Source organism: Microbulbifer bruguierae, from assembly GCF_029869925.1.
In the GTDB taxonomy this organism is placed as follows: domain Bacteria; phylum Pseudomonadota; class Gammaproteobacteria; order Pseudomonadales; family Cellvibrionaceae; genus Microbulbifer; species Microbulbifer bruguierae.
Genome location: NZ_CP118605.1, coordinates 4,088,818 through 4,108,556, shown reverse-complemented (window position 1 = coordinate 4,108,556; position 19,739 = coordinate 4,088,818). Strand labels below are relative to the sequence as shown.

Genomic DNA, 19,739 nt, shown 5'->3' with positions numbered 1-19,739 from the left:
GAACTACCATGGCTTCTACCCCCAACAGCTGGAGTCCAGCCATCAAAACGCTGCACTGGACCATCGCCTTCTTTATTCTTTTCGCCTGGGGCTCCGTCGAGCTGCACGAGTTTTACGAGCGGGACGACCCGATGCGCGGCTGGTGGATGGTGTTGCACTTCTCTCTCGGTTTCTCGGTACTTTTCCTCGGCCTGCTGCGCCTTTACTGGCGCGCGACCCACGGCCGCCCGACCCTGTATGGCAGTGGCTTCCAGAAACCGATTTCGTTGCTGGTACAGAGCCTGATGTACGTCATCATCATTGGCATGCCCCTGACCGGCCTACTGATGCGTCAGTTTGCCGGAAGAGACACCACCTTGTTCTGGCTGTTCGAATTGCCCTCCTTCGTGACAAAAAATGTCGACCTCGCCAAGCAGCTCGGTTTTATACACAAGGAATTTTTGTGGAATGCGCTGCTGGTGTTGCTGGTACTGCATATCGGCGGTGCGCTGTGGCATCACCTGTTCACCAAGGACAACACGCTGCGGCAGATGTTGCCGTTTGGGAAAGTGAAATAAAACGTGACGTAAATCGTAAGGAGTGTTGGGCACGCCGCTCAACTACCGGGAAAAAAAGTAAAAAAAAGCCGCCCAATGGGGCGGCTTTTTTCATTCGGGATGATCAATCCCGCGGCATCTTCGGCTTGCGTTTTTTAGGAGCAAACTTCGGCTTGCTGCCCGTTCCAGCCTCTTCCTCAAAACGGGTAATATTCATCGGACGGCCATTCACTCGCACCTTTTTCAGATGAGTGAAAATCTCCTTCGGCATCCCTTCAGGCAAATCCACGGTGGTGTAGTCCGGATAAATCTCGATACGCCCGATGTAGGAGCTATCCAGATCCACCTCATTGGCGATAGCGCCAACCACACTGCCCGGACGTACGCCGTGCTCACGTCCCACTTCGATGCGGTAACGTTCCTTGCCCTCATCCGGCCCCGGAATCTTGCGGCTGTCCTTGTCGAACCCTTCGCGCTTTTCACGCTTGTTGCGCTTGCGGCTATCAAAGTCATCGTCGGAATCGCGACGCTTGCGCTCGCGAGGCGCGGGCTCGCGCTCGTCCAGCAGCAACGGCTGGTCACCCTGAGCCATCGCGGCCAGAGCGGCAGCTACATCCAGGGGGTCCACATCGTTAGCAGACAAGTACTGATCCACCAGATCGCGGAACGGTGCCAGATCACGGCGGCCAGCCAGGGTGTAAGTAATTTTCTGCTGGAATTTTTCCATACGGGAAGCATTCACCGCAGCCGCCGTCGGCAGATCGAGACGCTCGATCGGCTTCTTGGTGGCGCGCTCGATGGTGCGGAGCATACGCTGCTCGCGGGGTGCGACGAACAGGATCGCATCACCCTCGCGCCCGGCACGACCGGTACGGCCAATACGGTGGATGTAGGCTTCGGTGTCGTAGGGAATGTCGTAGTTGATCACGTGACTGATACGCTTCACATCCAGGCCACGCGCCGCAACGTCCGTCGCCACAACGATATCCAGCTTGCCCGCCTTGAGCTTTTCAATCACCTGCTCACGCATCCCCTGCGCCATGTCCCCGTTCAGGGCAGCGCTGGCGAAACCGCGCGCGGCAAGCTTGTCGGCAATCTCGACAGTCGCGTTTTTGGTGCGCACGAAAATGATAGTGGCGTCCACCGGCTCGGCTTCGAGAATCCGGGTGAGTGCGTCCATCTTGTGCAGACCACCCACCGGCCAGTAACGCTGGCGGATGGTTTCGGCGGTCTCGGTTTTGACCTTGATCTTTACGTCCACCGGGTCACGCAAGTGATCGCGGGCAATACGCGCGATTTCGCGGGGCATGGTGGCGGAGAAGAGGGCAATCTGGCGCTCTTCCGGAATCTGTTCCAGCACCCACTGCACGTCATCGATAAAGCCCATGCGCAGCATTTCGTCGGCTTCGTCCAGCACCAGAGTCTTCAGGTTAGACAGATCCAGGGTGCCCTTGCGCATATGGTCCATCACCCGGCCCGGGGTACCCACGATCAGCTGCACGCCGCGCTTGAGCTGCTGGATCTGGCCGCGGTAGTCAGCACCGCCATAGATAGGTGCAACGTGAAAGCCTTTGAGATTGGCGGCATAAGACTGGCAGGCCTCGGCCACCTGAATGGCCAGCTCGCGAGTCGGCGCCAGTACCAGTGCCTGGGGGCGCTTGCTTTTCAGATCCAGGTTCGCCAGCAGCGGCAGCGCAAAGGCCGCGGTCTTGCCGGTACCGGTTTGCGCCTGACCCAGTACATCGCGCCCTTCCAGCAGTGACGGAATAGTCATCGCCTGGATGGGAGACGGAGTTTCGTATCCCAGCTTGGTAACAGCGTCGAGAATTTCAGTAGGCAGGCCCAGCTGGTCAAAACCAGTTGGCATTGAATTGTCGGTCATTTTGAAATCACTTGAATATATAGAGAGCCGGACCGGAGCATCGGTACCATGAACCCAATAGGACCCAATGAGGTAACCATAGCGCACGATCGAAAATTGCTGGGCAAGGCGAAGAAGCCTATTAATAGCACCGCTATTTCAAGCTCATTCAACTCAAAGACAGGGGCCTGTGGCGAGGAGGTCTGCTACCCATGATGACTAATGTCCCCTTCGGGGCCGCACTTTGGGCAGGGACAAGAGGCGCGCAGTCTACCAGTTTGGCGCAAGAGTGCCAGTTTAATTTTTGAGCGGACGTTGCCAGCGAGATGAATAGGAGCCCTAACTGTTGGGCGCGTCGCTTCGCTTCTTTGCCCAACCTACATGGAAGTGTGCCACTACAACGTAGCTACGCAGGTTGGGCAAAGCGCAGCGTGCCCAACAAGCCGAACCTGGATTACGACACTTTGCAGGAACCTGCCCCCAGGCAGGCACCTACAAAGAATTTAGTTGAGTGTGGCGAATGGACAAGGTCACAGCTATTCGCCAGCTAACAGACTCGCGCAAATACGAATCCCGTTATGCAACTACCGCAGTTTTAGAGCTTTGGATCTGGAGAAATTCTTTCAGGTCACTGCCAATTTCATTGTGATGCATGCCGTATTCAAATTGAGCTTTCATATAACCGAACTTGTTACCGCAATCATGGCTATGGCCTACGATGCGGTACGCTTCTACGGTCTGCTTTTTGAGTAACTTATCGATGGCATCGGTCAACTGAATTTCACCACCGGCACCAGGCATGGTGTTTTCCAGCAGGTTCCAGATTTCTGCAGACAGGACATAGCGCCCTACTACGGCCATATTGGAGGGCGCAGCGTCGACTTCCGGCTTTTCCACCATGCCATCGATCTTGGCTGTGCCACCAACTTGCAGGTCGGCGCCAAGACAATCGACTACACCGTATTTACTAACCTGGCTCCACTCTACCGGCTCCACCATGATCTGGCTGGCCTCAGTGGACTCAAAGTTTTTCACCATATCCGCCAGATTACTGACACTCAGGTCGGCAGCGTACTTGTCGATAAGCACATCCGGTAGAAGAACAGCAAACGCGTTATCCCCTACAACCGGGCGCGCGCAGCTGATTGCATGCCCCAGACCTTTAGCCTCGGCCTGACGCACAGAAATCACGGTTACATCTTTGGGGACGATAGAACGCACTTCTTCGAGCAACTGGCGCTTCAGGCGGTTTTCCAGCTGGGCTTCCAGTTCGAAGGAAGTATCAAAGTGGTTTTCAATGGCGTTTTTACTCGCGTGAGTCACGAGTACGATTTCCTTGATTCCTGCGGCAACCGCCTCGTTGACCACATACTGGATCAGCGGCTTGTCCACAATCGGCAGCATTTCTTTAGGGATAGCTTTAGTGGCCGGGAGCATGCGGGTACCCAAGCCCGCGACAGGAATTACTGCCTTTTTAACACTTTGCATTTTCTTCTTTCCTATTAACGCTAAAACTGATTCGGCAGAGTACGAGTACCAACCAACACAAACCGCAACAAAGCAGGCAAATGCAGTAGAAAGGAAAACAGGTGAGAAACTGCAAGATACGCAGTGTTAACCGCTACCGGATAAACCGGGTACCTCTACTCTTTTACCAAGCCTCTCTGCCCCAAGCGACGTTGATCACTTTTTGGACAAATTCAATTCCTTTGATGCGCCTTGCAGGCTTGCCTTAATCCCCAGGACGGCCCCGGTTATACCGGGCTTATTGGATTACCCCAAGTACTCACAATAAAATTCTTCAATACTTTTGTGGTCATTTTTCACCCAGCACAAGCGCTTATCACTGTGTGACTGGCTTCACACTTTAGCAGTAATTTATGACAATTCAAGGATGCGTAGGCACAACCTAAATACAGCCCAAATGACCCAGCACAAAAAAGCTGCCCACTAAAATTAATCGCAAGATATATACCAACTGACCAATTGCAGTGATATCCAGGGAGAGGGGGTTACACGCTGAATAGCCACGTTAAGCCGCGAGATAATCCTCTTTACGCTCTTCGGCAGACTCGAACGCAGAAGCTTCCGCGACTTTTGTAGCAATCACAATACGTCGCACCGCAGCCTCGACCGTTTCATCCATGAGTTTGTAAAAACTACCGTCCAGCTGGGTCCGCTCGTAAAGATAAGTCCGAAAAGCATTGAACAGGGCACTATTGACCGGTGTCGGCTGCTGCCAGAATGTATCCAGCTCGCCCTGATGGGTCATTTCCGGCATGTCGTACATCGCGCGCCCAAGAGTAACGGTCGGCACCCGGTGAAGCAGTGAAGAAATACCAACCGTGCTGTTAATCGTAACTACGCCCTTGGCGTGGTCCAGTAGGGTCGGCAAGTGCAGATCATGGCAATAGACCACACGCCCACTTATTTTGAGGTCATGGGCAAGCTTGCGGATCAATCGCCCATAGTGGCAAAAACCGCGATCCATCGGATGATGCTTGATTACCAGCAATTCATGAGCCTGTGCGTTCGCTGTGAAGGAGGCCATTACCTGCTGGATAGATTCTTCGATTGACGCAAAATCCGAGTGTTCACGGATCTGAAAATCATCTGCCGTTTGCAGTGGGTAGAGGAAGTACTCCCCACTGTGGTTTTGCACCAGAGACTCGGTGTAATTACGCTGGGTAATTTTGTACAAGCCCTTGCGGTAAAGACTGCGCAGCCAACAACCAGCCTCCTGCCAACAGGACCTGGGACGATGGTGAAGGTACGAAGGGAAGTGCCTGCTGGTGAGGCAAGTAACCATGTAATAAAGGCTGGCATACACCGCCCGCTGCCAAAAAGTTGGCCCTACATGCAACGAAGACTTACGGCCTCTTGGACGATAGGCCTTGACGGCCCGTTGCGACCAGTCCAGGGGGGAAAATGCGTTGACGCCATCAGACTCCATGGTCACGAAATCCGGCCGCAGGTATCCCTCTTCAAAGGCCCAGAACTTAATGCCCAACTCATCACACACCGCACGGGCTTCGCGATGATAGAAGCGACAATCCCCGTAGACAACGACCGTGCGAATCCCATTCCGGCGGATATAACCGTACAGATACTCAGGCCAGCCAGCCGGGCCACCGGAGTAATCCACCATTTCATCCGCCCAGCCGAAGACGCGGTCGCCACCGTTGAAATTTATTTTGTGGGTTTTTGTACCCTGTGCAGACAATTGGCGCGCGCAACGGGCAAAAAATGGCCCAAGCGGCCCCTGTAAAAACAAGACCCCAGACATGCTCCCCCACATAGCCCCATAGCGCTATATCAGCCGCTCCCCCGGGACCTACCTGATATTCTTGTCAATTAATAAATGCCAGCCCCAAAACGATGCAGGCAAAAATAGATCCCAGGCCCCCAAACGACCAATTGCGACAAACTGTGCAAAAATGACGCAAAATTTTACACATTTTGCGCGACCCTGTCGCGCCCTATTTTGAGGCGCCCCTCACGTTCTGGTGAATTTCCCGCCAAACTTGTGCTGTTCACCACTGGCCATTCTCGGCCCATCCAATCGCGCCAAAACACGCTCCCAGACAGATTCAAATACTCTGGCCGTTGGCTTTGGCCAAAAAGTAAACAGTGGATTGAACGGGTTATCCCGAGCCTGCATCCAAACCGTCATCCGGTAGGATTTATCGATCGCTTCACCGCGCCGATGAAATCCATGGACATTGGCCACGACCAGAGTGTTCCTGGGCACGCAGAATTTTTTCGGTGCAAACCCCATTTCTGCCAAGTCGGTCTCACTCACTCGGAATGATCCATCCCAATAACGCCCTGGCTGCCTTTCGTCTCCGAGCTTACAGGCTTCAAGGCTCTGCCGATATTCCCACTTTAATCTCCGCCAACTGAGACGGTGGGAACCCGGTGCATAAATAAAGGGCCCATTGGAATCATCCACATCATCCAGGTATAACCAGCCTTTCACACAGGGGTGGAAAGTATCCGCATGCATATCCCGCTGCGGATCTGCTCTGGGCGTTACATTGGCCCGATTACACAGGTTCTCTACATAAAAGAGCGGCGGCCGATTTTTGGAAGAGCAGTAGCGCATCAGCTTGTCCAGCGCCGGCATTTCCGCAAATGCCCGCATCGCGGGCAATTTTGTGCGTACTGGTCCGGTCATAAATGCCCGCTGGGTGAGAGTCGTCCCCTCTACGGTTTGCCGTATTTCACCATAAAATTGTTGCAATTCACGGGCCAGCTCCTGAAATTCGTCTTCAGGCAAGAAGTTGTGCTTGAGTATATAGCCCTGCCGAACAAACTGAGCACGGTCCTCCGCCGGTACCAGCGGAGACAGCAGTGAAAGGCGAAAGCGAAATAACAGATGCGCAAGCACCACCCGGATAACATGCAAGCCACAGAGATTCAGCCAGTAGCAGCCAATAATCGGGTTGTTCTTGAAGCTCTTACCCCAGGACAGCAACTCAAGCAGCCACTGAGGTAACAGGTAGATTTTTTTGAAAAATCTGGAATTCACACAAATCTCGATCGCTAAACTTTCTTCAAGCCCGAAACTGCAAATCCCCGCTATACGGACACGTGCCGATATTCAGCACTGAGGAGCATCTATACATGGATCCCGGACTAAGTCAGGGATGATGCGATGATGAAGGGCTAACTGCTGCCCGGTAGGACCTTGCCTGCAAGCGAATAAATTGGAACCTGGAAAGGTTCGCCTGTAGGCAGGCTCCCACAAAAGAAGTCTTATAGGTTGGGCAAAGCACCGCGTGCCCAACACTCCAAGACCAAACAACTACTTCCTGAAAAACCGATTCCGCACCACCCGGTACATGGATCGGCGCCATCCTGCCGCGCTTCGCGCTTTAACCAAGGCCTCTCGCTGCCCCCGCAGTATTCCTACCGCGGTCTCAACATCCACAATATCCCCGCTTTGCGGGTCTACATAGGTCGGGTACAGAATCAACGTCGCAGCAACTAACTCGCTCAGTGACAACTTCCTGCCCCGTTTCTTGCGACAACGACCAACAGCAGCCAGTTCCTGCAGCGCCTCCGGTCCACGCTCTCCACTACGCCCTAACAGGCGGTCATCCGTAAGACCCCACCCCGCATAAAACGGCAGGCCGTAAGTAACGACCTTTACCCCACGTAACAGAGCCTCGAAACCAGTGAGCGAGCACAACGTATGCACTTCATCCACCTGCTCCAGCAGCACCGGCATCGGCAACTCGGTCACCAGGCAATCGAACAATCCGTCCGCTTTTTCCTCCAGTGCGCCAACACGCCCGCCAGCCAGCACATCCGGGTGTGGCTTGTAAATCACGTATGCCTCGGGGTTTGCTCGACGCACTTCTACCAGCAACTGGCGATTGGTTTTTAGCCATGGTGATCCATGGGCAATAGACGCGTCCGACTCCACCTGGCCCGGCACCAGTATGGTGACCCTGTCTCCAGGTAGCGTGAGAGCCCGCCCTTCCGCCTGGGTACCAACGTTGTACTTGCTTAGCTGCTGCTCGACCAGCTGATCGCGTAGCCGCCCCGCTCGATCCAACAAATCCGGGCAGAATTCCACTTCACTGAGGATCTTCTCCAGATCAGAACGCGAGGTCGCATCGTAATAAATACCACCGGCATCCAATACTAGCGAAAGTGGACGCACCAAATCGGACCCAAGTCCCACCGATCGCAAAAAACCATCTTCCAGACGCCACAACCGCAACCTTTTTTTCTTGCAGGTTTCTGCGATGGCCCCGGGAAGGCTACTCGCCCAGACAGCGACCTGAGAGTCACTCGCGCGGCCTTCAAGCGCCTTTTTACTTCGCTCGGCGAACGCCATACCTGAAGGCCGCCCCAAAAAGTCAGGCACAAATCTGCGCTTCCACGGTGAAAACCCAAGAGCCAGCCAGTTGCCTTGCAACCGTTGATACTGAACTTTCTGCTCCGCAATCAGACGCATCGTGTCTTCGAGTTCGCAACGCTGCCCGGTATAAGGATTTACATACCGGCAGTAACGCAAATATGCCGCAGCAAATACTTGCTGTAGGGTCCGGCTATGCCCTCGACGCGGACAGGTTTGCCTATCCTCGGTCAGCCCCCAGCCCGCATAAAACGGCAAGCCGAAACAATGCACCGGCTTGCCCGCGAGAAGTGCGTCGAACCCCATCTGACTGGTGACCACATAAACGCGCTCCACGGCATGCAACAACGACCAGGTGCAGATATCCTCAGACCAGAGCCTACAATTGTATCTCTCCGCTGCCTCCAGCAAATAGCCCCGCTTCTTGCCAGCAATCACATCAGGATGAACCTTAACAACAACTTCGGCGGTCGGGTTATCACGAACCGCACGGTCGAGCATGGCCAAAAACGCCTGCTCGTCGGCACCACCATAGGTGACTGAAGCGTCGCCAAAAGTCTGGTCCACCACCAGTACCCGTGGCCGCGAATCTGGCCAGGCCACTTCCCTTACCGGCCCGTGGCTGTATTTGGAAAGGCGATATTGTCGGAGCAGACCCATACAGTGGTCAGCTCGCACAAGTTCCCGGTCAGAGAAATGCGATTCAATGATCAGGGATTCAAGGTCACTCGGGGTCGTCGCGTCGTAATAAATACCAGAGTAATCTACGGCAAGGCTATGCAGCGGCGCGCCGTCTACGCCCAGACCATATGACCGCAGAAAACCATCCTCAATCTGGATCAGAGGCAAGCCAGCGCGACGAGCAATTCGACGCGCGCGATCTGCACTGGGTTTGCGGCCCCAGGCAACGATCCTGGAAATCTCCCGTCCCGGACGCAGCCAGAAATAACGGCAAGGTGACTCCAAAAGCACACTCAAATAAGGAAGCCGGCGCATCCCCCCCGAGCAGAAACCGATTACAGACACTTTCGCGCCTCTTCCAGTAAGCGAGTCCGGAGGTCACCGTCTCTCGCAAGCCGCAAAACCCCATCCACCCAGGCACCTTGCTCCATCGGCAAAAGCAGGCCATTGCTCTCATGCGTAACTGCAGATCCGTACACTGGCCCCTGCGCGTAAATTCCAACGGCACCAGAAAGGGTGATATCCAGAAACTTGGTGTGCGCGCGGGCGCGATTAAACGGGGTATCCAGCAGTGGCGCGAGTCCGATGGTTCGGCCAGGACGCTTGATCAAAGCCTGATAGCTGGGCCACTTCATGGGGTGCAGTACATGTACCCGCTGCACTCCGCGAAACAATCGATTGACCGCGCTATCGCCAATCACCTCAAATACCAGCCGCTCGTCACGCTCCAGTATCTCGGCAATGACTGGCCGTAACCATTCCAGATCCGCCCCATGGGATGCGGAACCATGGTAGAAAAGCGTAATCGGCCCATCTAGCATGTCCGTCTCATCATCTCGGTGCACCAATGACAACAATGCCTCCGGTACCTGCGGCGAAAGTAGTTGTGGTTGCCACTGTGCATAGCGTTCTTGGAGATAAGACGTAGAAACCAGCAGTTTCGCCCCCAATGAGCGCAGCCAGCGCTGATGTCGCCAAGTAAAACGCAACAATTTCCATTGATAACGCAAAGGCATACGAGCAAAAGACCGCCAGCTGAACAGATCGTCGTCCATAAAGAAATACACCCCCGCGAGCTGATCACGACATACGGTGATCAGGCGACGCCAAGCCGCAGGGATATAGCGAACGAACAGTACGTTAGTACCATGTAACTGGTCTGCGGCGGGAAGATCGACAAACTGGCGACGCTCAACGATTTGGCCCATGGACTGTAGGTAGGGCAGCACGAAGTAATCGGAAGACGGGTTCGCATTTTCCTCCACAAGGATCCACCGACCGAGAGATGAGGATTTGGCTTCCGCGATCAATGATTTATCAGGAGCTATCAAATTGATAATTCTTCTATTAGGTACAAATCATCATCCCGCTTGCGGAGAATGCAAAGCCTTCAGAATGAAAGGGAGCTAATTCTCCGCTTAATGCGGCAGGAATAAAAATTCTGTTGGCGAGCTAGGATAAAAGGGATATTGCTTTATTGAAGGCCTCCGTTGTCTCCGCAGCCTTATGGCCTTCGCCGTGAGAAAAAAACACCTCTGAAAATCGCTTGTCACTATATTCGGAACTGGTAGTTAACGCGTCCCTGAATAACTTGAAGTGAATTTCATAGTGGTCCTCATCTAGAACATTCTGAACATATATAATCCGATTCTTGGCCAGCTTATCAATATTTTCGATAAGGTTAATCCTGTCCGGGTAAAGTTCCAGGGCTTCCGCTCTATCCTCAAGCTCCAAACAAGTTCTCAAATATCTCTCGACAAGATTTTTCCCGTACTTGGTGATATCTACCTGAGGATTAATACAAATAGTAGATATCTCTGGCAGAAACAAGCCCAGTCGCAAAGCTGCAAAACCGCCGCCACTGGAGCCATAAGAAACCAATTGATTGGAATCCAAGTCGAGTTGTGTGCAAATTTTCCCCAAGATCTCGGCAATGTTAACCATTGGATCATGGTTCTTGGTGCCTGCATACCAAGCTAATCCCAACTTTGGACTAAGGTACAAAGAGGGATCAGAAAAATAGACGACGTGCCCGGGAAAATGATCAGCCCAGCTCCAGCGCTGGAAGACCGGCGGATCATTCTTGCTGCGCAGTGCATCACCGGAGAAAAGAACAAACAGTCGATCCTGCGTACTTTTCTTTGGTTTCCAAAAAAAGTCGTAATTAAACCCATCAATTTCAGTGGTATAAAGACCCTCATTGAACTCATCTAACAAAACGCCTTCAAATGTATGACGGGTCACTTCCGCAAGATCTTTAACCCCCGTTTTACCCATAGTTTTAGGGACACTTACAACTTCTGCCAATTCGCCAGTCATACTTAACCCCAAAATTTTTTTTAGTTTCAAACGGAATACGGGAAAAAAACGATAAAAAACTTCAACATTCATTCTGATTCAAAACATAGTTACTTACTGGTATTGGAAGCAGCAGACACCTCGACTTCTCCCACTCTCTAAGAGAGAGGAAATACCAGCGGCAACATCACCAACACGGTTATGGAGTATGCGATGGTCAATGGCAGACCAGCGCGTATAAAGTCTTTCAGGTGGTACCCACCAAGGTTCTGCACCATCAGATTGGTCTGATAACCGAAAGGCGTAAGGAAACTGGCACTGGCTCCGTAAGCCACCGCCATCACAAAAGGCGTCCAACTAACGCCGAAACTCTCAGCCAAACTCCAAGCCAGGGGGAAGGCCAGCGCAGCAGCGGCATTATTTGTCATCAACTCCGTCAGAGCCAAAGTCAAAATAAACACCCCGATCAACGCCAAATAGGGACCACCACCCTGTACCAGACCCCGGAGCCCCTCGGCCAGTGCTGTAGCAAGGCCACTACTGGAAAATGCGTCCGCCAGCACCAGCGCGCTGGCGATAATGAGCCAGATCTGGAACGGGAAGCGGCGCTGCAATTCTGTAGTACTCACAATACCGAGACCGATCATTCCACCCAGCAGTAAAACCAGTCCTTTCAATAACGGGAAAATACCAAATGCGGCGCCTGCCACTACCGTGGTAAAACCAATGGCCAGCAGCCAGCTGTCCCGGCGCGAGAGTTGCCGCTGCACACCATTGCCGCTTACCACGTAAAAGTTCTTATCAATATTCCGGTGGTGCTTGAAGTCAGGCCCCACAGCGAGCAGCAAGGCATCGCCTGCTCGCAGTTCAATTTCCCCTAACTTACCTGAAAGTCGCTCACCACCCCGGCGCATGGCTACGACTGCCGCATCAAATCGGGTACGAAACTGGCTACTTTTCAGGGTCTCTCCCAGAATACTGGAGCTGGGAGTCAGGACGACCTCGAGCAGATCAAGCTCAAGCTTCTCATCTTCCAGACCAAAATGATGCAGTCCTGGAATATCCTGCAGCCGCCCCATATCGCGCACATCGCCACTGAATATTAACTTGTCGCCAGACTTGATAATCTCAGTGGGAGCCACGGGCGTAATCGTGCGGCCGCCGCGTACGATCTCTACCAGATAAAGGGTTTCAAGCTGACGCAGTCCGTTTTGCTCAACCGTTTTTCCATCCAGAGGGGAATCATCGGTCACCTCAGCTTCCAGCAAGTACTCGGTAACCACCTCCTGACCACCTCGCCCCCGCGGCAACAGGTGGTTGCAAAGCATCAACACAACAAGACCGACTATCGCTGCGGCCAACCCTACCGGCAAAAATGAAAAGAAGCCCAATCCCGGTTGCCCGCGATCAATCACGAAGCTGTTGACGATCAGGTTCGTAGACGTGCCTATCAGAGTAAGCGTCCCCCCGAGAATAGCCGCATAGGACAGCGGCAGCAGCAGCTTGCCCGCCGGATGCCGTCGCTGGCTCTTGACCGTCGACGCCAGGGCAGCGACAACCGCCGTATTGTTCAGAAAGGCAGAACTTACCGCTGTTGCACCGACAAGACGTAACAGGCTGAGCCTGAGAGAGCCGTTGATTAAACGATCAGAGATCACTCGGAGCCATCGGGCCTTTTCCAAGCCTATGGACACAAGCATCAGTGCGACCAGAGTGACCAGACCGGGGTTTACAGCCTTATGAAGCACTGATTCCGCCGGTACCAGCCCGGTTACAAAGCAGACTGCCGCCCCCGAAGCAAAAATCAACGCCGGCCGAAAACGGGTAAATATAAGTGCAGCAATTACCAAGGCAAAAATGCCGGCAACGACGGTCTGAATCAAAGTCATACGAATTCACAGACGGTAAGTCGGAACAAAGAAAATATTTTTATACAGGCCAATATTTAAATACGATTCCCCGCGCGACGTAGCCACATGAAGCTTGCTCTCCAGTCTGCCAGATCGCGGCGCTCACAGCTAACTTCGCGGTATTGGTCCAAACCAACCCTCTACGCCCCATAATAGAAAGCAAATGGCTATCGAACCAGCGGTACATCCCGCCTCTCGTTCAAGCCGAGAGAAAAGTCTTCTCGGGTGTAAGTCAGGAACGGGCTGTAACAGGGATCCAGGCCTAGTTTTTCCACCCATTTCTCACGCAAATAGCGTGCCTCCCGGTCAAAACGGTTACGTTTTTCTCTGGTGTTATCAATCCCACGACTGATAGATTCGTGATGATACAACTCAGCCCAGGGCGTCCACACATTGCGATATCCTGCCTGGCCAACTTTCAGACAGAAGTCCACGTCGTTGAACGCTACTTTCAGGTCCTTTTCGTTGAGACCGCCAACATCTTCGAATATTTTTTTGCGCACCAGAAGGCAGGCTGCTGTCACAGCGGAAAAATTCTGGGTACTCACCAGTCTATTCATGTAGCCAGTGGAGCCGCGATGGTGAAACTTGTGAATGTGTCCAGCAAGACCACCAAGCCCAACCACAACGCCCGCGTGCTGTATGCGCCCATCGCCATAGCAAAGCTTGGCCCCAACACAGCCAACTTCCGGCCTGACCACATGGCCAACCATTTCGGAAAGCCACTCCCGGCTAATGACTTCAACATCATTATTGATCAGGCCAATGATATCGCCCCGCGCATGCCGAGCTCCGAAATTGTTGATCGCAGAATAATTGAACGGCTCGTTAAATGGCAGAACCCGCACATTCGGAACGGATTCCAGCTGTGCAAAATACTCGAGCGTCTCGGCTTCCTCGCTCTGGTTGTCGAGGATCAGGATTTCATAATTGGAATACGTGGTTTTTTCCAGAATGCTGTCTATACATAACCGAAGTACCGAGAGCTTGTCTCTGGTCGGTACCAGCAGTGAAACCAGAGGCTCCGGCTGCGGCACCGGCCATGTAACCTTCACCACGTCTGCATGGTCTGGAACTTCCAGCGTTACACCCGGAATACCTGTTTGCTTAAAGCGACTATCCAGGACCCGCCGACTACTTTCCGCATAACTACGGGAGCCTGGTGCGGCAAAACGGTGAAGAAGCACCCTTGGAACATGTGCGACCTCAGCCTCGGGATCCTCGAGAGATCCGACAACAGCCAGCAAAAGATCAAGATCCCAAGCCAATTCACTGGCAAAGCTGGGCGTCCCGGCACTTTTAAGTACACCGGGGCTGTAAACCACAAACTCTCCGATATAGTTCTGAGAAAATAACAGCTCTGGGTTCCAGGCCGGCTTGAATACCGGATCTACCCGGCGACCGGATTCGTGCAACCAATCTTCATCGGAATAAAAGACACGAGCATGAGGGCGAAGCTGAACCGCTCGCACCAGGGTATCCAGCGCCCTGGACGCCAATTGCGCTCTAGGGGGGCAAATCAGGTGGTAGTTATTGGGCTCAGCCTCTAGAACCGAGAGCCAATTTGCAACACTCTCCACCTGCACCCGTTCATCCGAGCGCGCGAAGGATTGCAGGAATTCCCGGTCAGCGACCGACAAGGAAGACGGCAGGAATAGCCAGGCTCGCCAATGGCTCCAGGTCTGATCTTTGAGAGAGGTAAGCAAGCGCGTGACAGCCTGGGATGTATCTCCCTCACCCACAGGAATCAATAGCGAAAGCTTCGGTTTCGCCCCAAGCCCGAATTGCCGAATCTTGAGCAACCTCGGCTCAACGTTCGCCATCCAGTCCCGATAAGAAACACGGGCGCCATTCGGCGCAAAGGTCGCATTGTAGCGAACCCAACGGTCAGCCATCCGTTGAGGTACCGTCAGCAACCGGCGAGACAATCGCACTTTCATTCTGTCCAGTGCGAAGACAGCAGAGACTCTGATCAGGCTTAATTTCTTCAGGCGATATTTACCCGCACAGGCGGCCGGGGAGAACAGCAGTTGCTCCCCACCTCTGGCAGACCAAATCAGACGCTTGGCAATACGTCCACTACGGGTGGGAAGCCGGAGATTTAACGCCTTACGCCCGTCCTCACGAACAAGCGTAAAACTTGCATCCAGATAGCTGTGCTCGGACTCGGCCAACAGCTCGACCATATACCAGCCACGACCAAGACGCAGGCCGTCAGCTACTACAACAGAACATTTCGTATCCGAGGTGCAGACAACCTCGCCAGAATCACGCTGGACAGTGGAAGACGGAGATTCAGGGCTCAACAGCGGTAACAGGTTATATCTTGATAGATGTGGGACCATGTATCTAGGACGCTTAGCCCCCATAAACTACCTCTCTAGCGACCAATCACACGCGGCAGCCGTAGACCGACCGCGCTTTCAATACAACCCCCGTTTCAAGGGCCCAGGGCCGATGTACGACTACAAGCCGACATCGAGCAAACCGCCGAGTATAGCAAAACTCGGCAGAACTGAGCCCAATTCACTCCTCAAAAAATTGGTCTGCCCGCGAGCGAAGAAACCGCTCTAGGTATTGACAATTGTTATCCTAACCCCAACTTTTCCCCGCACTTTCGGAACAGGCGTACCAGTTGCCGTGCCACCCCCTGGGACGCCGGGGCAGAAAACATCTTCAACATGTACTGAGATCCCTGCTCACCTGGGAGTGACTCACACTCCTCCAGCTCCCAGTCCTCAAAGTCGTAGCCCATGGATTCCATATAAGGCTTGAAAATCGGCCGAAAAAACTGAACATCCTCTGCCGTAAACCAGCGCCTCCAATTTCCATGCGCCTTCGTTCTCACCACGCGTTTCAATCCCGACGATACAGATACATTGGTAGCGACTGGCATACCGAGATATTCTTCGAGGCGACTCAGGTTGCCATCGACCAGATCCTCATAGCGGAATATCAGCCAATCATCTCCGGCTGCGTCAACGAATTCCGTCACAGCCCTGTAGGCAGCCTTCATACGGTAGGGAACCCCCTGAAAAGCTCCGGGATTCTGGTGCAACAGGAAAGAGACCGGCAAATCTCGCGGATGCTTTTCCTTATGCAGGGTCAGGCGCAGCACACGGGAAAAGCGCTCCGGATCGGGGGAGTGCGATGCATTCCACCTGTAGAACAAATGACTCAGAAGACGGTCGCGAGGATCCCGTGTTATAAAAATTTTCTTGTCGAAATACTTCTGATGCTCCAGCACCTGCTCCGGGGGAACTCCGGAATCAAACAAGGTCTTGACAACTTCTGTGTCTGTGGAAACAGCCATGCAATTCCCGCCCTTATCGAGATAGCAAAGCTCGCCACCCTCTTCTGACAGGGCCTTGGGTTCAAAGACTTCACCGCTCGCCTTTCCCAGTCGACGCTCCAAAGACGCCTTCACTATCGCCGCCAGGAAGGTTGTACCCGACTTGCTCAAGCCATAAATCAGAACACGCATATTTTCACTACCACAGCGACCTCAAACTGCATTGGGTCGGAATTACAATTCAAAACAACCTGATCGCCGTTAACAATAATTCCGTTGTCGCACACTGAACCATCGCGATCGAACATTGACAGACTCTCAATCGACCCCAGGTGCCAACTGCTCCAGTACCTGTCGAAGACTGGCCACCAGATTCGCCTCACCGAATGCAACCTGCACACGCTGGCGACCGGCCTCACCCATTCGTTGACGAAGTTTTTCTGTCTCGACCAGCGTCATTACACAATCCGCAGCGACGTCAACATTCCCGTAGGGTGCCAGGAAGCCCGTTACCCCATTTTCAACCAGTTCTGGGATCGCTCCCCAGTCATACGCAACAACAGGCAATCCGGCTGCCATTGCCTCCAGAACCGTTCGCCCGAATGACTCCTGAAATCGGGAGAAATTAACCACAATATCAAGACTACCAAGGGCATCCTGGGGAGAGCCGACATATCCGGCAAACACAAGATTTGTTGGTAAATCTCCCACGGATACCCTCTCCCGCAGCTCTCGGATCAGCTGAGTGTCCGGGCCAAATAGCCAAAACTCTAACTTGGCACCAGATAGCTGAAGGCGGGCCGCCACGGCTACAAAATCGGCGAGCCCCTTTTTAGGAAGATTACTGCTAAGCATCCCCACCCTGACTACCCGGGACTCCACGTCAGGTCCACACCTCCGCGGCAAGTCAGCGAAGCTATCCACATCGACGATATTGGGTACAACAATCGCGCTCTCGGCACTAAACGACTGCGCCACAAAAGCCGAGTTCACGACCAGAATATCGGCCAATTGCCTGACGCGTTGCACCAGCTCCGGCGCACCGCTTCCGAGTGCTGTACACAATGCCTCGTCCTGTGCGGGCAGCTCCCGGACATGGACCACCGCAGGCACATGCAATGCTCTCGCCGCCAGCAGGGGCTCGTCCAGAACCAGGGTATTTGCGTATAGCGCCGACGCACTGTACTGCACAAGAATTCGCGAAAAATGGTCAACTGTTTCCTGACAGGAACCTCGCGATGCATTCCACCACCGGTAGGGTACCACCTCAAGTATCTGGACGTACTCACGAAGTACCTCAAGATACTCTCGGTTAACCGCGCAGGGGACAACTGCCACCAGGTTGACACCAAGCTTGCAGAGCCCCCGCAACACATCCACTAGACTGCGCTCGGCCCCATACAGATACTCTCCGGCTTGGTGTGCACACACTACCAGTGTCGGCGTATCTGAGCGCCACTCGCGCACGCCTTCTGTACCAGCCAGCGCCTCGACGCCGCTCGACCGACCGACAGAGATATAGTGCCCAAGAGCGGGCAGTCCAATTTCCTTGGCCGCAGGATACCGGTAAAAATAGCCGGAAGTACTGAAGCCCGGACCGGGGTCGCGGCCCTCTGCACTTCCAACATCCCAAAAATGATCAAAGAGATCGGTTACCGTTCCCTGCAAGTCGGGATACTGCTCCAGATACCAGAGGTAATCAAAATAGCCGGACTGCCGCACCCGATCTTTCAAGCATCCGGACTGATTGGCGCCGTCACCAATACACATCTCAGCTGGCGCAGGGAAAGGGCGCGAGTCAATCTCCGCCCCCATATACAACCCGCCATCCCTGTGCCACTGCCGGGAGGCTTCCAGATATGACTTTCGGTGTCCCCTTAGTGGCGGGACCAGGTCGCTACGGGATGGTGCATCGCTGACCTGCCGCAAGAGCAAGGGCACTTTCGCCAACACCGCCTCCACAGAGGCTTCACCATAGCGACACAATATACGCTCTAGGTATTCGCGATACCCACCGGATTTAACCGGATCCAGGTAGCCGATCCTGGAGACCGCTGAGCGTCGAAACATCAGCGACGATGGATCGCTTCTGATCCAGGTATCTTCAAGCCACCCATAACCGAAAGCCAGATCAGCAGTAGCCAGCGTACTGTGACAAACACTTCCGATAGAGGATTTTTGCCCAAGAATTGCGTGAATCTGCAGTTCGAACCGTCGCGGATGCGACCAGTCACCGGGCTCCAGGAATGTGACGAATGCCCCCTTGGCCTGCTCAAGCCCGGTATTACAGGCAGCGTACTTGCCCCGGGCACCATCGTGGCGATACAGACGAATAGGCGCAGCTGTCTGACCAGCCATCTCCGTAACAAGCCGCTCCAGCCCCGCCCGACTGGCCTCACAACTGCCGTCGTCGACAACAATGATTTCCATATTCGGCCAGGTCTGCCGCAGGATACCCCTCAAATCCTGCTCAGCCTGCCCTTCGTTATTGCAGGCAGGGATAACCACAGACAGTAGTGGAGCATTTTTCCCCGGTGCGGCATTTTCGCGCGCACCGGCAGCCAGAGACTGAAGGCCCCGAACTTCTCCATCGACAACATTGTCGACAACAGTGGTAACGCCCAGCGATGAATACAGCCTACCCAGAGCACTGACCCGCTGCGCCTGCTCCATGCCACCAATACGCAACAAATCAAAGTCCGCGCAATTCGAGAACCGGCTCATTGCGCACTGCAGTACCTTCTCCGCCTCTGCGCTTCTATCGCAGTGCTGTAGAGCAGCCACATAAAGAAGCCAGGGACCGGGATACCCGGGTGCACTTTCCGCCTCGGCAATGGCACCCTCAAGCCATGAAACAGCTTGCGTCCAGTTTCCCTCTGACGCGAACCAGCGCCCCAGTGCCCAGGCAGCGCGATAACGCTCAGCACTGGCGGACTCTGTATCGACAGCCAACCGCTCCAGCCTCGGCAGCATCATGGCTTCGCCACCACGCCACAAGTGGTAGTCAAAGGCTACCGCTCTGTTCGCACTGGGGATCCTGGCCTCCTTACGGCCACGCTGAAGAAAATGCAGCCATGGGGATACGCCGGCGGCAGCGACATCCGGGTAAGTCTTGAGGTACCAGGCAGGATCAAATTCCTGCGCCGTGATACCCGCCGAAAAAGTATCAAAAAAGCCAGGTTCGCAAGCCCGCTTGCGCTGAAATAAAAGCCGCTTTATTCCGGCAAGCACAAACGATCACTCCTTGTATTCAGGTAATGGCTGGCAAACATTAAATGACCCAATTATCTTT

General features: G+C 53.9%; 12 protein-coding genes. 1 reads left to right on the top strand and 11 read right to left on the bottom strand.

Going from position 1 to position 19,739, the window contains the following annotated elements:
• The first annotated feature begins 8 nt into the window (after positions 1-8).
• Complete coding sequence (locus PVT68_RS16790) at positions 9-557, top strand: cytochrome b (RefSeq protein ID WP_280320111.1); 549 nt, start codon at positions 9-11, stop codon at positions 555-557.
• Between the two features lie 103 nt (positions 558-660).
• Here the strand turns inward: PVT68_RS16790 and PVT68_RS16785 are convergent, their stop codons facing one another.
• The 11 genes from PVT68_RS16785 to PVT68_RS16735 all read right to left on the bottom strand — a co-directional run bounded on the left by PVT68_RS16785 (position 661) and on the right by PVT68_RS16735 (position 19,678).
• Positions 661-2,418, bottom strand: a complete 1,758-nt coding sequence (locus PVT68_RS16785) for a DEAD/DEAH box helicase (RefSeq protein ID WP_280320109.1) — start codon at positions 2,416-2,418, stop codon at positions 661-663.
• 555 nt (positions 2,419-2,973) lie between these two features.
• The gene (gene galU, locus PVT68_RS16780) at positions 2,974-3,885 is read right to left on the bottom strand and encodes a UTP--glucose-1-phosphate uridylyltransferase GalU (RefSeq protein WP_280320107.1); all 912 of its coding nucleotides are present in this window, start codon (positions 3,883-3,885) and stop codon (positions 2,974-2,976) included.
• A 544-nt stretch (positions 3,886-4,429) separates the two neighbouring features.
• Positions 4,430-5,683, bottom strand: coding sequence for a capsule biosynthesis protein (locus PVT68_RS16775; protein WP_280320105.1), 1,254 nt, complete (start codon positions 5,681-5,683; stop codon positions 4,430-4,432).
• A 210-nt stretch (positions 5,684-5,893) separates the two neighbouring features.
• On the bottom strand, positions 5,894-6,928 hold the full coding sequence (locus PVT68_RS16770) for a phytanoyl-CoA dioxygenase family protein (RefSeq protein ID WP_280320103.1): 1,035 nt from the start codon (positions 6,926-6,928) through the stop codon (positions 5,894-5,896).
• 276 nt (positions 6,929-7,204) lie between these two features.
• A complete protein-coding gene (locus tag PVT68_RS16765; protein ID WP_280320102.1) occupies positions 7,205-9,292 on the bottom strand; it encodes a capsular polysaccharide biosynthesis protein in 2,088 nt (695 codons plus the stop codon).
• The gene (locus tag PVT68_RS16760; RefSeq protein ID WP_280320100.1) at positions 9,283-10,212 is read right to left on the bottom strand and encodes a glycosyltransferase family protein; all 930 of its coding nucleotides are present in this window, start codon (positions 10,210-10,212) and stop codon (positions 9,283-9,285) included. Before PVT68_RS16760 ends, PVT68_RS16765 begins: the two co-directional genes overlap by 10 nt.
• A 187-nt stretch (positions 10,213-10,399) precedes the next feature.
• Positions 10,400-11,338 carry a hypothetical protein gene (locus PVT68_RS16755; protein WP_280320098.1) on the bottom strand — a complete coding sequence of 313 codons (939 nt, stop codon included), beginning with the start codon at positions 11,336-11,338 and terminating at the stop codon, positions 10,400-10,402.
• A 65-nt stretch (positions 11,339-11,403) separates the two neighbouring features.
• Positions 11,404-13,134 (bottom strand): SLC13 family permease, encoded by a 1,731-nt coding sequence (locus PVT68_RS16750; protein WP_280320096.1) that lies wholly within the window; start codon positions 13,132-13,134, stop codon positions 11,404-11,406.
• 188 nt (positions 13,135-13,322) lie between these two features.
• Positions 13,323-15,341: a glycosyltransferase family 2 protein gene (locus tag PVT68_RS16745; RefSeq protein ID WP_280320094.1), complete on the bottom strand. Its 2,019-nt coding sequence runs from the start codon at positions 15,339-15,341 to the stop codon at positions 13,323-13,325.
• Between the two features lie 401 nt (positions 15,342-15,742).
• Complete coding sequence (locus PVT68_RS16740) at positions 15,743-16,639, bottom strand: sulfotransferase domain-containing protein (protein ID WP_280320093.1); 897 nt, start codon at positions 16,637-16,639, stop codon at positions 15,743-15,745.
• 126 nt (positions 16,640-16,765) lie between these two features.
• Complete coding sequence (locus PVT68_RS16735) at positions 16,766-19,678, bottom strand: glycosyltransferase (RefSeq protein ID WP_280320091.1); 2,913 nt, start codon at positions 19,676-19,678, stop codon at positions 16,766-16,768.
• Between the last annotated feature and the right edge of the window lie 61 nt (positions 19,679-19,739).